This is a genomic window from Rickettsia endosymbiont of Culicoides newsteadi, from assembly GCF_002259525.1.
Lineage (GTDB): Bacteria > Pseudomonadota > Alphaproteobacteria > Rickettsiales > Rickettsiaceae > Tisiphia.
On record NZ_MWZE01000027.1, the window covers coordinates 1 to 14,316 of the forward strand.

Consider the following 14,316-nt stretch of genomic DNA (forward strand, 5'->3'; position numbering starts at 1 on the left):
AACCTCCTCGCAATGACATCTTATACTTTAACCTTTTTTCCGTGAACACTCACATTCAATCTACAACTGTAGTACTAGCATAATGCTAATCTGGTTTTTAGAAGAGCTTACTAAAGTGGTAAATTGTCATGTTTCTTCCATGGTAACTGTACTTTCTTGTTTTGAAGAAAGTTTAGTGCTTTACATATACGCCATCTAGTGTTTTGAGGTTTTATAATATCATCTAGATAACCTCTAGATGCTGCAACAAAAGGAGAAGTAACAGTATCTTTATATTCCTGAATCTTTTGCTTTTTTGATTCTGGGTCTTTACATTCTTCTTTAAATATTATTTCAGCAGCCCCCTCAGCTCCAAGTACTGCAATTTCTGAGTTGAGCCACGCATAATTAACATCACCTCGAAGATGCTTTGAGTTCATCACTATATAAGCTCCACCATAAGCTTTCCTAGTAATTATGGTAATTTTCGGTACAGTTGCTTCAGCGTACGCATATAATAATTTTGCTCCATGTTTGATAATTCCATTATGCTCTTGAGAGACACCAGGTAAAAAACCTGGTACGTCAACTAAAGTCACTATCGGAATATTAAATGCATCGCAAAAACGTACAAATCTTGCTGCCTTTCTTGATGCATTAATATCTAAACAGCCAGCTAAATGTAATGGTTGGTTCGCAACAAATCCTATAGACCTTCCTTCCATATAACCAAAGCCGGTTATAATGTTTTTAGCAAAATCTGGTTGCAACTCAAAAAAATCTCCTTCATCCACAATACGCTCAATTAATTCTTTCATATCGTAAGCTTTGTTTGGAATATTTGGGACTAAGGTGTTTAGAGACATATCAACTCGATCGGCTGGATCTTCAGTACGACGACATGGTAGTGGGCTACGATTTGATAGAGGTAAAAAATTAAAAAATCTTCTAGTTTCTAGAAGTAGTTCTATATCATTTTTAAAAGCAAAGTCAGCAACACCACTCTTGGTAGTATGCATTCTTGCCCCACCAAGCTGTTCCTGGGTTACTTCTTCGCCTGTAACAGTTTTAACTACCTCCGGTCCTGTTACAAACATATAGGAAGTATTTTTAACCATAAATATAAAATCTGTTAAAGCAGGAGAATACACAGCTCCTCCAGCACAAGGGCCCATAATTAAGGTGATTTGTGGAATAATACCGGAAGCAATTACATTGCGTTGAAATAATTCACCATAACCAGCAAGAGCATCGACTCCTTCTTGGATTCTTGCCCCTCCTGAGTCATTTATCCCAATAACTGGGGCTCCTACCTCCAGAGCAGAATCGAGTATAGAGCATATTTTTTTAGCATGATACTCACCAAGGGAGCCACCGAATACCGTAAAATCTTGGCTATACACAAAAACTAACCTACCATTTATGGTACCATGTCCAGTTATTACAGCATCCCCTAGAAATTTCTTTTCTTCCATTCCGAAATTATCACATCTATGTTCAACGAACATTCTTGTTTCTTCAAAACTCTCAGGGTCTAGCAATGCTTCTATCCTTTCTCTGGCAGTAAGTTTACCTTTCTTATGTTGCAATGCAATTCTTTCCCCCCCTCCTCCTTGACGGGCGTTATTACGCTTTTCATCAAGAAAATCAGAGGAATTAGCAGAGGAATTTACAATATGTTGATTCATATATGGTTATTATAGTTCATTATAATCATAACTTGTAGTATAATAACAAAATGACGAAAAGATAGTAAAAATTTATCTAGATTAGAATAGATTTCTTGTACAACTCTACTTTACAGCTATCGAAAGTTATAGTCAGTTCAGGAGAAGTTGGGGACGTCGTCGCTCAATGCTCGCCTATTACTTATAGGCGTCGCTCCATCGCTCCTAGCCCCAAATTCTCCTGAATTGACTATAGAAGGTAGAGCTGATTTTAGATAGCTTTTCCGCTATAGTCAATTGATGAGTCTTACGTAGGACAAAAAAACAAAATAGCTCAGCTTACTCACCTAATATTATCGCAACTCGAGCAAATTCATTTTCTAACTTAGTTTTAAGATTTTTATACTGAGAAGTTTTTAATTCTTCCTGGGTAATCAAGCTCTTTTTTATGGTTATTATATCTGTGAATACAGTATCTTTATCCTGATATTTACATGATCTATTCACATATATCCAGGGAGTATCAATCTCAAAGTTTAATTTTTTACAATCTTTAACTATAATATTTTTGATAATCATATATTTCTTGTTAGTTTCAGGCATACCTATAAAGATGTCTGATATCTGGTCAGAAGCTGTATGGGTGATATCATCCGATCTATTAGACTTTGAAGTTAAAGCAACCCCCATATTTGTTTTAGAAATTCTATTTCTTTGCTGTAATGCATATTTGATTGTAATATCTTTAACAATACGAGAAGTAAGATCAGGTAATTCTAAGAATTTTTTGTCTTCTTCATTAAGATATTCTCCACTCAACCTGCGGAAAGTAAAATCCTTTAACTGTTCATTTGAATAATATAATCCCCAACCACTCATGCCTGATGCCACTTCTCCCTTCATATCAAACTGACCAGACAACTCTACAATATTATTTTTTATAACTAATTCCTCGCGTGATATAGCTTGTGAAGTTTCAGGCTGTATATTGGCAACTTTGGTATAACCAGCTTCTTGAGTATCTAAGACCAATGCTATTTTATTAGCAACATCTGGGAAAATTCCTTGTGCCATACTAACAAGATTTGTTGGATCAATCCAATATACTTTGCCATTTTTATTAGTTACTTTAAGCATCGCATGATTAAAATTCCCCATGTTAGGTAAGGCATCTGGATTAGAAAAATTAGTAATACCTCGCATTACAAAAATAGGTTGAACTTTATAATCAAGTTTTTGCAAGATAGCAGCAGTACTTGCAGAAAAATCTTTACAATCACCAATTTGCGAACTGGCTACTTTTTCTAAATCTCTAGGAAAGTAACGACCTGATACAGTTCGCCAATCACCCATATATTGGATTTTTTCATTTAATGCAGAAGTGACAAAATTAATTTTTTCTTCGTCGGTATTCTTGTCTGCAGCAGATTCGGCTATATTCATGAAAATTGCAGGGAGTGGTTGGTTAATTACACTAGAATACCCAGGAGCAAGTTGTTTAGCCAAGTCTTCCCATTTGGTTAAACTTGACAAGGATACCCAAGTAGTATGCTTAATATTTAATATAGCATGACTTGGTTCATTTGTTAGGTCATCGTAAGCAGGCTTTGCTAAGATAATCTCTGCCGAATGAAAATCACTCTCAGCATCTTTAATAACTTTTAATACGCCTTTTGGATCATTTACTTTAATGTTTAGAGGTAATTTAGAATTGATCTTAGTATGACTTGCCTGCAAATAACCTCTCCTACTAAGAAATAAACTAGTACCATAAAAATTATCTACAGGAACTTTTGTTTCAACATGCTTATATTTTAAATATATTTCTGCTCCAAGTTCTGCTTTAGGAAATGATATGGTTATTTGTCTTAATTGATCAAAACCTTTACCAAAAAAGGCTAGTGGTTTATCCTCAATCATATCTTTAGTGACTATATATTCTTGTCCATTATAAATAGTTTTAGCTTCTAATATAGAAATTGCAGAACTATTTTCATTATAAGTCAAGCGATATTGGGAAAAATCATTGCGTCCTGATTCTTTTAGTATTTTTGCATGCATTTCTGTTATTACTTCAGAAGTGCCATCTTGGTTAATATTAATATCTTTATTATAAAATTTAAACTCAATAGGGGCATCTTCATACCTGCTCCACCTAGCTTGAGCGGTATGGTTTATTAAAAATACTAATAATATGAGGTGAAGAAAAGATTTTAAATAACTCATCATAATAATCTATATAAAAACTTAGTTGTTACCTGTAAAAAAATTTGATAAATCAAACTTTAATTTATGTATTATAGTAACAAAAATTATAAAGCTTAGCAAGATAAAAAAACAAAAAACTGCCTAATCTATTTTTCTTTTGCCCATAAATCCATATTATATTTTTTACAATACTTAAACATAGAGACCGTATTGGAGTGATTTATGCCAAACTCTTTTACTTGCTGATTACCAAAAAATTTATAACTAGATAAGTCTTTTGCTTTACATGATGCTTTAGCTCCTTGATTATATAAGTAGCTAACATGTGCCACATTTTTACGATTATCCCTATATAAATAATGATATACGGTATAAGCTTTATTATAGGACTCTATTGCGGCTTTTACGTTATCTTGAGCAAATAAAATATCACCTTGTATTACATAACTAGCTGCTAAACTTGGATCTTCTGAATAATCTGCATCTTTAGGATTCCTACGCTCATCAGCTAGAAATATGTCAATAGCCTTATTAACATGCTCTGAGGCTTGGTCTAGTTTACCCATCCCTAATTCACTTTTTGCCATTTGGGTATAAATACGACCAAATATTTCGTGTTCTTCACTTTTTACCGGTTTATGCATGTCATATAATTGCTGAGCTTGAACATAAGCTTCTGGATATTTACCCAAAAAATTTAGTATTTCTGCTTTAAGTATGTAAGGAATGGTAAGGTGTAGGTCTTTAATATTAAATCCATTTTTCACCATTACATCAATAGATTTATTGATGTAATCTAAAGATTCCTGATATCTACCTTTAATAAAAAATAATTTTGCCTTTAAATAATATATTATAAATATATCAGATTCTTGTACACCTTGTGTAAATAATACCTCCATTTTTTTTAAATTTTCCTCAATAGCTTTTACATTTCCTAAAGATCCCTCAATCCCCGCAATGTGTGAATTAAGATTAAATTTTAAAAAAACATACTCTTCACCAAGGGTATCTAAAATGTTTAATGCTCTAGTGAAATAAGAAATGGCTATTTCAAAATTTGCTAATGACATCCTATTATACACTCCTATTAACCCTAAATATCTAGCGTAACAATATTTTTGGTATTCGGACATTTGCCAAAGCTTAAAGTCACCTTTTTTATCTTTTTGTTCCAACCAATCAATCATTTGTCTTTCTTTATGTATATTTTGAGTATTGAAGTATATAACAAACAGTTCAGCTCTTAGATCAAGCATTGAATATATGTTAATATTATATTTTTTAGAACTTTTTAGCAGAGCTTCTAAATTTTCAGGAATAGTTTTTGCGGTTCTCAATAAATGCCCTATCTGTGAACCTTTAGGCTTAGGTAACTTTAAAATAATATCTTCTAATAATATTTTATTATTTCTATTTCCGCTTATCTCCCTTATTTTCTGAGCAATAACATCATGCATTTCAAAGATAGGATTAGTTTCATGAGAATCAATATTAGATATTAAGGCAAATTTAGATAGTTGATAAAGATCATCATCCAGAGTATTAGGATCATCAGTGATAATTTTTAAAAGTTCTTTCGAAAAACCTTGATTATTTATTAAGGCTATTTTATTTAGCAAATTTTTAGCATTTGGCTTTAATTCCTTGATAGCTAATGTAATATTTAATTTAATTTTGTCTGTTGATTGATGAATTTTTTTCTTATATTCGGCTTTATCTAAACCTTTTACATTATTTAATAATTGTGCCCCTTGTACTATCATGACAGGATAACCAGCAAACTCTTTGTTCAAGAATTTTGCTAATTTGGAATTATGATTTTCTAGAATATTATTAGCAAGGGTAATTGCATCATTTTTTCCAAAAGCAGTCATTTTGACTATACTCGATAGTATTTCACTATATTGAGAGCAAAATATAACATGTCCATTATGTTCCCAATCAACGAATTCTTTAACTTTCTTATTTTTATTTACTTTTAGATTATCAAATATTAGTAACCATTTATCTTGATTTGATAAATAGTTCATTAGTTCTTTTCGTACTAATCTTATATCTTCTGATATTAGATTAGATTTAGCAGTACTATTAATAACTTTTGCTAGCTTTAGTAGTTCTTGATTAATATCTAAATTACAGTCAATAAACCAAATAAGCTTATAGTTATTTTGATTTTCATAACAATACATTCTAGCAAGTTGGGTTTTTCCCATGCCACTAGTTCCTACTATACTTGCTTGTCGATATTTAATTAAGTTATTTGTAAGCAAAGCTAGTTGTTTAACATGATCGACAAAATAAGTAACTGGTGCAACAAAATTAGATAACTGGTTAGCTATTTGTTGTTGAGCTAATGAGTTAAGAGGCATTATTAATAATATTAATAGTATCAAATATTTATTCATTGTATTTTGCTAATAAAAGGTTTCAGAAAAGTTGCATTACTATCTTTATTTTGCTCATGTACATTATATATTATACATTATTATGAGGATTTTGCCTCCATCCTTTCATACAATATTGAGATTAGGGATTACATTTTTGATATCTTACATTGTAAAAAAACTCCTTGATTAGATTTTCAGAAATTTTTGCCGAAAAGCCACTATATATTTCAGGGCGGTAAAAACAAGATTTGCTATTAAAAAAACGTCCACCATTTTCAATCGCCCCCTGTTTTGGATCATTTGCTGCATAAAATAATCTACCTATTCTAGCGAAAGATATTGCCCCAGAACACATAACGCATGGCTCTAAAGTAACATACATATCACAATCGGATAAATTTTTACTAGATAGAATCTGACAAGATTGATTTATCGCTACAATTTCAGCATGCAATACCGGATTTTTGGTTTGCTCAACAATATTATGAGCCTTTGCAATAACTTTGTTAGTTATTCTATTGACTATAATAGCCCCTACTGGAATTTCATTTTTATCTAAAGCAAATTGTGCTTGCTTTAGAGCTTCCTCCATAAAAAAATTGTTAAATTCTGTTGATCTTTTCACGGTAATTAACTTTTTCTTCATAACCATATGGATCTAGATGAATAATTATTTCTGCCCCTGGAAACTCTAATAGCAATGCACTACAGATTTGATCACTATGATAATGAGAATTGTATAATGACATATCTGCATCCATTTCTATGTGACATTGTATAAACGGCTTACTTGCAGCGTATCTAGTTTTCATTTCATGGATGCCTTTTACTTCTTTAAAGCTACTAATTATTGATATAATTTTTCTTCTATCTTTTTCTGGTAACTCTTCATCAATAAGATTTTTTAAAGCTTTTCTGAACAAAGCATAAGAAGCATATATTATGTACAATGAAATAGCTATACCAAATAATGAATCTACAAACCAAAAACGAGTAGTTAAGTTTATAGAAAAGATTACCGCAATATTTGTTAGTAAGTCTGTAAAATAATGTAATTTATCTACTTTTATTATTTCTGAACTAGTCTTTTTTATCACATAAGTTTGATAAGCTACCAAAATAAAAGTTAGTATAATACACAAATACATTACATTGATACCAGACTCTATATTGCTTGGAACAGATTTATCAATAAGAGATTTTATCGAAGAGAAACAAATAAATAAACCAGAAACACAAAAGAATACTGATTGTGAAAAAATTGCTAAATCTTGGATTTTTTCATGCCCAAATCTATGGTGATAATCAGGGGGTTGCAGTGCAAAACGAATAGCAATCAAATTAATAAAAGACGATGAAATATCAAGTATAGCATCAATTAAAGATGCTAAAATAGACTGAGAATCAGTCACAATCCATCCATAAGATTTAATAAATAAGATGAATGCAGCTAAAATAAAAGATACATAAGATGCCGATTTAATTAAATTTTGATGCTCTGAAGTCGTCATATAAAATTTCAATTGTTTTATAATATAAAATACATTATTATCCAGCTAGTGTACTATAGTCAAGAGGTGTATCAAATTTAACGATACTTAATAAGATTTTTTGTATATCTTTAATTTAAAATTATATGGTTTTTTATGAATTTAACATTCAAAATTACGGCAATCATTTTGGCAACAACAATGTTGTACGGCTGTTCTGGCATGAATAAACAAGGTGGTGGAACATTAATTGGCGGTGTAGCTGGTGGGCTTTTAGGATCTCAATTTGGCAAAGGCACAGGACAACTTGTAGCAACTGGTGCAGGTGTTCTAATTGGGGCACTTGTTGGCGGTCATATTGGTCAAACTATGGATGAGAATGACAGAAAATTGGCACAATTAAGCTCTCAAAAAGCATTGGAGACTGGCTCTAGTGGTCAAAGTGTAGAGTGGCGTAATCCGGATAGTGGTAATTACGGATATGTAACACCAGAAAGAGCTTTTAAAAACGATCAAGGGCAATATTGTCGTGAGTATACTCAAACCGTCGTTGTCGGTGGTAAGCAGGAGAAAGCTTATGGCCAAGCTTGTCGTAAACCAGATGGGCAGTGGGAAATTGTTAAATAGACTATCATAAATTTAGCAACACATCGTCATTGCTTCGTCGATCTACGATCTTCCTTGCAATGACGCCATTTGTAAAGTTTCGCAAGGATTCTAATGCCTATTTCTAAATCAGAAGATACTATATTAATAAAGTTCAGTAATGTATCTAAGCAATTTGGCAAAAAAATTCCCCTTACCAATATTAATTTTACTATCAAAAAAGGCGAAGTAACGACTTTAATTGGTCCAAATGGTGCTGGCAAAACAACAATAGCTAGGTTAATCTTAGGTTTAGATCGCCCTTCCTCTGGTAACATAATAATTCACCCTAATCTAAAAATTGGCTATGTCCCTCAAAGATTAGATTTTGCTTCAGATTTACCAATTACAGCTGAAAATTTTTTGTATTTATTAGCTTCAAATAGTACTAACAAGGATTGGCAAGAATTGAGCAATTTTATTGATTTTGATAATTATAAGCATCACGATATTTCTGAGCTTTCTGGTGGTCAATTTCAGAAGTTAATGCTAACTGCTAGCTTACTGAACAATCCTGATCTAATTATTTTAGATGAACCAACTCAATCATTAGATGTTACTAGCCAACAAGAATTTTACCGAATCATTAATCAAATAAAAAAACGTCTAAATATTACAATTTTTATGATCTCACATGATTTATTTACGGTAATGAAAAATTCCGACCAAGTAATATGTTTAAATGGTCATATCTGCTGTAGTGGCAAACCAAATGATTTAGCAGAAAACCAAGAATTCCTAAATACCTTGTCAGCAATTGGTTTTTACGTCCATCATCATGACCATAAACATTAGACCTTATATCACATTTTCAAGATATAAGGTCTAATGAAAAAATAAGCAACATTGCAAAAATAATGAAAATAACTATTAGTGGAGCAAAAAAATCTGTTATATTTATAGATATAACCTAATTTGGAATAACTTATTATATCGAATTCAGGCTAAACATTATACTTATTGCAAATAATCTTAGCTGGTGTAAGCACGGTTCTTAGAGGACTTGCTCTCAGCAATGGGAGTGGGTTACTAACCTATATAGTTTTGGTTATGTGGCAAAAATGTTATAAAAATTAGTTGATTTCTTTTTTATTAGCTATTAACCTATAATTTCAATAATTAGTTTTTAGGAAAATTTGATGTCTATAGATGTTCTTGTTGTTGATGATGAAGCAGATATTAGAGATTTAGTCTCAGATATTTTAAAAGAAGAAGGATTTACTACCAAAACTGCTGCTAATAGTATTCAGGCTTTTAAAATACTCCAAGAAAGAACTCCAGCAGCAATTATTTTAGATATTTGGTTACAGGGTAGTGAGCTTGATGGGCTTGGAATTTTGGAGATAGTAAAAAAACGTTATCCTCTAATGCCTGTGATAGTTATTAGCGGGCATGGTAATATTGAAACTGCAGTAAATGCTATCAAAATGGGTGCCTATGATTATCTAGAAAAACCATTTAGTCATGATAAGCTATTGATCTTATTAAAAAGAGCCTGTGAAACAACTAAGTTAAAGCGTGAGAATCTTGATCTAAAATCAAAAGTTATTGATAAAACTGAACTTATAGGTAACTCTCATATTACAGGCAAACTTAAGTCTGATATTGAAAAAGCCGCTTTGGCGACTAGTAGAGTATTTATTCAAGGGCAAATTGGCAGCGGTAAAGAACTAGCTGCTCGATTAATTCATAAAAAATCAAAAAGGGCTAATACACCTTTCGTAACCTTTAGTCCAGTAGGTATGGAGCCTGACCGTGTTCATCAAGAATTATTTAAAGGAATAGATAACCAGGATATTAGACGTCCTTCGATATTAGAAATAGCAAATAATGGCACTCTGTACATAGATGAAATTAGTGGTTTACCAATTTCGGCACAAGTACAATTACTTAAATTTTTGCAAGACCAAATGTTTCATAAGCCAGGAAGTAAAGCAATAAAACTAGATATACGGGTTATTGCTGCAACTTCTAAGATTGTACAAGAAGAGATAAGTAAAGGTGAACTCCTGGAGGATTTATATCATCGATTAAATGTTATTTCCCTAAAAATTCCATCTTTATATGATAGAAAAGATGATATGTCTGCATTAGTGAAGTATTTTGTTAAACAACTTTCTAAGTTTTCTGGTTTAAAAACACGTGAATTTTCTGATGAAACAATTGCAGCTTTTCAAGTTTATAGTTGGCCAGGTAATATAAGGCAATTACGTAATGTAATAGAGTGGACTTTAATTATGAATCCGCTATCTTCAAATAGTAATCAAACGATCAAACCAACTATGATACCACCAGAAATTTTAGTTACTGATTCTAGTTCTGCAAAGCAGGAAGATAATGTTGATATAATGATCATGCCGCTCCGAGAGGCAAGAGAGATTTTTGAAAGGCAGTATTTAGCTGCTCAGATGAATCGATTTAATAATAACATTTCTAAAACCTCAGCCTTTGTAGGTATGGAACGTTCAGCATTACATCGTAAATTGAAATTACTCAATTTACATATTCCTAGTAATAAATTTAATGACGAGGATTTTTATGACAATTATGAATAAAACAACTTTACCAACTATCATAGCTAATAACTATCTTGTAATTGCTAAAGTAATGCTGGGGGTAGCCGCTCTATTTGCTGGCTCACAAATCGTTATTCCTCTCCAACCAGTGCCGATATCCATGCAAACTGTGGTGATTTGTATTATTGCTGTTACTTATAGCCCAAGACTTAGTTTTGCTACGGTTTTAGCTTATATTACAATTGGCGTGGCAGGGCTACCAATGTTTGCAAAGCTATCAAGTGGTTTACATATTTTGTTTGGTGCAACAGGTGGTTATCTGATAGGATATTTAATCGCTACTCCTGTGATGAGTATACTTAACAGTAAGTTTTCTGAAAGATTTACTGGAACATACTCACGTTATTTGAGTATATTTTGTACTTGTCTTATAGGACACCTTATAATTTACTTTTTGGGAGTTAGTTGGTTAGCAACATTTATAGGAATTAAACAAGCTATTTATAGTGGATTTATAATATTTATACCGAGTGGCTTAGTAAAGATGCTAATATTTTCTTCTACATATTCTTATGTAAAAGGCAGAAAGAATACTATTTTATGATTCAAATAACAAGGTCATTGCGAGGAGGCACTTTAGTAACGACAAAGCAATCTAGGAAAACTTGTAGCACAATAAATAATCTGGATTGCTTCGTCGCAGTTTTGCTGCTTCTCGCAATGACGGTTATCTCTATATCCCGTAGGCAGGAACCTGTAATATCGCATGGCGGTATAAAATTCTTTATTGTAACTTTGCTTTTAGTCCTTACCGGATGTTCAGATTCTTCAAGAGATGCAGATGGTTTGTTATCTAATAGTCAAAGTCTCATTATTAGAAATTATATAGCAGAGCAAAATAAAAATAAGGTACCAGTAAATATTAAAAATAAATTTGGCTCAAACCTTAGGGGGTTAAAGTTAGTAGGTGTTAAACTAACAAATGAGGATCTTTCTGGTGTTGACTTAAGTTTTTGTGAAATATCACGAGTAGATTTTTCAGGAACAAATTTTGAGAATGCAATTTTAACAAAATCTATAATTCAAGAAAGTGATCTTTCTAATACTATATTAAAAAATATATCAGCTTATGGTGCAGATTTTCAAGCATCGATGTTTGAGAATACTCATTTGAGAAATAGTAATCTTATTCAATCAAATCTTGAGGACACTGACTTTGTCAAAGCTAATTTAGAAAATATTAATTTTGAAAATGCAAATCTTACTAGGGCTGTATTTGATGAGGCTATGATCAGTAATTCTAATTTTCAAAAAAGTAATTTAGCAAAAGGTAGTTTTAAAAAAGCAGTTATCTCAAATTCTATTTTTTATGGTACAGATTTACGGCAAATATTAGCTAATTACCTAAATATGACTAATTGTTATTGTGAATCTGTGGATCTAACTGGGGTGGACTTTACTGGAGCGGTGATTAGCAATTCAGATTTTACTCATGCTATTATTAATCAAGCTCAATTAAAAAATATAAAGCTTACTAACTCGTTATTTTCTTTCTCTTCCTTTCAATCTGCAGATTTTGCCAATGCAATTATTGAGAATTGTAATTTAAAAAATACCAATTTGAATAATGTGCAATTGAATCAAGTACAAATTCAAAATAGTGTGATGGATAATGCTCATTTTAATGATGCTATTATAAAGGGGCTATCAATAAAGAACTGCCATAGCATTTTGCTCAAGTTAAATAAAATTAATATCACTAATGCTGATATTGAGAATAGCAATTTTACCAGCGTATCATTGAATAATAGCTATGTCAAGCAAGCAACTATTATTAACTCTGATTTGACCAATAGTGAATTAATAAACTCTAATTTCTCTGCTACTAAATTTAATACGGTAAATTTTACTAAAGCACTGATACAAAATACTGTATTAAATGGGATAAAATTTATTGATAGCCATTTTTATCAGATAGCTATCATAAATTCAGATTTATCAGAAGTCATTTTTGATAATTCGCCAATCATAAATTCTCAATTAAATAATGTGAGATATAAAGATAATAATTTCATTAATTCAGATTTTAACAGAAATATTGTATTAAATGGTCAGGACTTTTATAAATTTAAATCAGTAAATACTATCTACTCTGTAAAAGATTTAGAACAGGTGAAAGACTTATCAAATATCAATTTACAAGGTTTAAATTTGTCAGGTTTGGCATTTAACCAAACTATTTTCTCAGGCTCCGTTCTTAAAGGTATCGATTTATCTAATGCTATAATTCATAGCTGTATATTACAGAATACTGATCTAACTATGGCCAATCTAAGTAATGCAGATTTTAGCAAATCATCTCTTATTGGGAGCAATTTAGAATCCGCTAAACTTTATAATACAAACTTTAATGATACTGATTTAACAAATGTTAATTTTATTAGAGCTTTTGTTAGTAAAATATCTTTAATTAATGCAAAGCTTGACGGTACTAAAGGGCTTGAGGATAAAGAGCCGTAGCAAAAATATATAATAACTACAAACTTAAGAAGGTTTGTCATTATCAGAAGAGGTGGTAGGATCAATTCTGCCAACCATTTCATCTAGTGATACTTGGAAATAGTCTGCTAAGGCTACTACGATTTGGCTATTTAAAGTTTTTTGCTCCCGGCTTCCGCAAGAAAATGTTGAAAGATGGGAAGAGAGGATATGGAGAAGCCATAAAGCTGAGAAATGATTTTTTCAGGAGGTCTGTTGTGCCTAGTGAATAATTTGTTATTAGCTTTGGTTTTTGTTATGCTATAACTATATTATTACATATTAATTCTACAATTATCTACATGTACATACGTCGTAAAAAACACCAAATAGTCCAAGGCAATCAATACAAGTGGTTGAAGGATACCAAGATAGCAAAGGTAATATCAAACAACGTATTGTCCGGCATTTAGGGGTATTCTTCGATGATGTAGAAGAAGCCAAATTAGTTGCATTAGCAGAGGATTTAATTGTAAAGATTAAAGCTATAGTCAATTGATGAAAAGTTGGTAACGTCGTCACTCGTCGCCCGCCTATTACTTATAGGCGTCGCTCCATCGTTCTTAGTGCCAAATTCCCCTGAATTGACTATAGTATATGGTCAACATCATTGCGAGTAAGACCGTAGGTAGACTAGGTAATCCACAAAAGTAACCAAAAATCTCTTCGTCGACTCACGTCTCCTCACAATGACCATAGTACCCTACAATTTTTGTAATAAATACTCTGCAAAGGTATTGTATATGGGAGGTTGAAGTAGTATAAGAGTGTATTTTCTGACTATGCACAATATACTACTTCAGTCACTGATACTAAACTTTTCTTGGAAAAAAATCAAGGCTAGAATGCCTTTCTGGAATGATTATGAGTCTAATTGAGAATT

General features: G+C 31.7%; 10 protein-coding genes and 1 pseudogene. 6 read left to right on the plus strand and 5 right to left on the minus strand.

The genetic code is table 11. The features are described from left to right. Window positions 1–110 precede the first annotated feature (110 nt). From RiCNE_RS03050 to RiCNE_RS03070, 5 genes are all read right to left on the minus strand, one after another. On the minus strand, window positions 111–1,667 hold the full coding sequence (locus tag RiCNE_RS03050; protein ID WP_094649151.1) for an acyl-CoA carboxylase subunit beta: 1,557 nt from the start codon (window positions 1,665–1,667) through the stop codon (window positions 111–113). A 318-nt stretch (window positions 1,668–1,985) separates the two neighbouring features. Beyond that, entirely contained in the window at window positions 1,986–3,875 is a 1,890-nt protein-coding gene (locus tag RiCNE_RS03055) for a DUF3857 domain-containing protein (RefSeq protein WP_239832644.1), read from the minus strand. Between the two features lie 125 nt (window positions 3,876–4,000). Then, the gene (locus RiCNE_RS03060) at window positions 4,001–6,250 is read right to left on the minus strand and encodes a tetratricopeptide repeat protein (protein WP_239832645.1); all 2,250 of its coding nucleotides are present in this window, start codon (window positions 6,248–6,250) and stop codon (window positions 4,001–4,003) included. A gap of 133 nt (window positions 6,251–6,383) precedes the next feature. Beyond that, window positions 6,384–6,890, minus strand: a complete 507-nt coding sequence (locus RiCNE_RS03065; protein WP_094649154.1) for a nucleoside deaminase — start codon at window positions 6,888–6,890, stop codon at window positions 6,384–6,386. Continuing rightward, the gene (locus tag RiCNE_RS03070; RefSeq protein WP_094649155.1) at window positions 6,847–7,755 is read right to left on the minus strand and encodes a cation diffusion facilitator family transporter; all 909 of its coding nucleotides are present in this window, start codon (window positions 7,753–7,755) and stop codon (window positions 6,847–6,849) included. Before RiCNE_RS03070 ends, RiCNE_RS03065 begins: the two co-directional genes overlap by 44 nt. A 135-nt stretch (window positions 7,756–7,890) precedes the next feature. Here RiCNE_RS03070 and RiCNE_RS03075 point away from each other — a divergent pair, with 135 nt between their 5' ends. The 6 genes and pseudogenes from RiCNE_RS03075 to RiCNE_RS07470 form a co-directional block, all read left to right on the plus strand. After that, window positions 7,891–8,361, plus strand: a complete 471-nt coding sequence (locus RiCNE_RS03075) for an RT0821/Lpp0805 family surface protein (protein WP_094649156.1) — start codon at window positions 7,891–7,893, stop codon at window positions 8,359–8,361. Between the two features lie 93 nt (window positions 8,362–8,454). Then, window positions 8,455–9,174: a metal ABC transporter ATP-binding protein gene (locus tag RiCNE_RS03080; RefSeq protein WP_094649157.1), complete on the plus strand. Its 720-nt coding sequence runs from the start codon at window positions 8,455–8,457 to the stop codon at window positions 9,172–9,174. Window positions 9,175–9,515: 341 nt separating this feature from the next. Then, window positions 9,516–10,934 (plus strand): sigma-54-dependent transcriptional regulator, encoded by a 1,419-nt coding sequence (locus RiCNE_RS03085; RefSeq protein WP_094649158.1) that lies wholly within the window; start codon window positions 9,516–9,518, stop codon window positions 10,932–10,934. Then, window positions 10,927–11,499: a biotin transporter BioY gene (locus RiCNE_RS03090; RefSeq protein ID WP_239832646.1), complete on the plus strand. Its 573-nt coding sequence runs from the start codon at window positions 10,927–10,929 to the stop codon at window positions 11,497–11,499. The genes RiCNE_RS03085 and RiCNE_RS03090 overlap by 8 nt, the downstream gene beginning before the upstream one ends. 116 nt (window positions 11,500–11,615) lie before the next feature. Then, on the plus strand, window positions 11,616–13,415 hold the full coding sequence (locus RiCNE_RS03095; protein ID WP_192866923.1) for a pentapeptide repeat-containing protein: 1,800 nt from the start codon (window positions 11,616–11,618) through the stop codon (window positions 13,413–13,415). A gap of 320 nt (window positions 13,416–13,735) precedes the next feature. Next, window positions 13,736–13,920: pseudogene (locus tag RiCNE_RS07470) on the plus strand (IS1634 family transposase); the annotation flags it as partial. Between the last annotated feature and the right edge of the window lie 396 nt (window positions 13,921–14,316).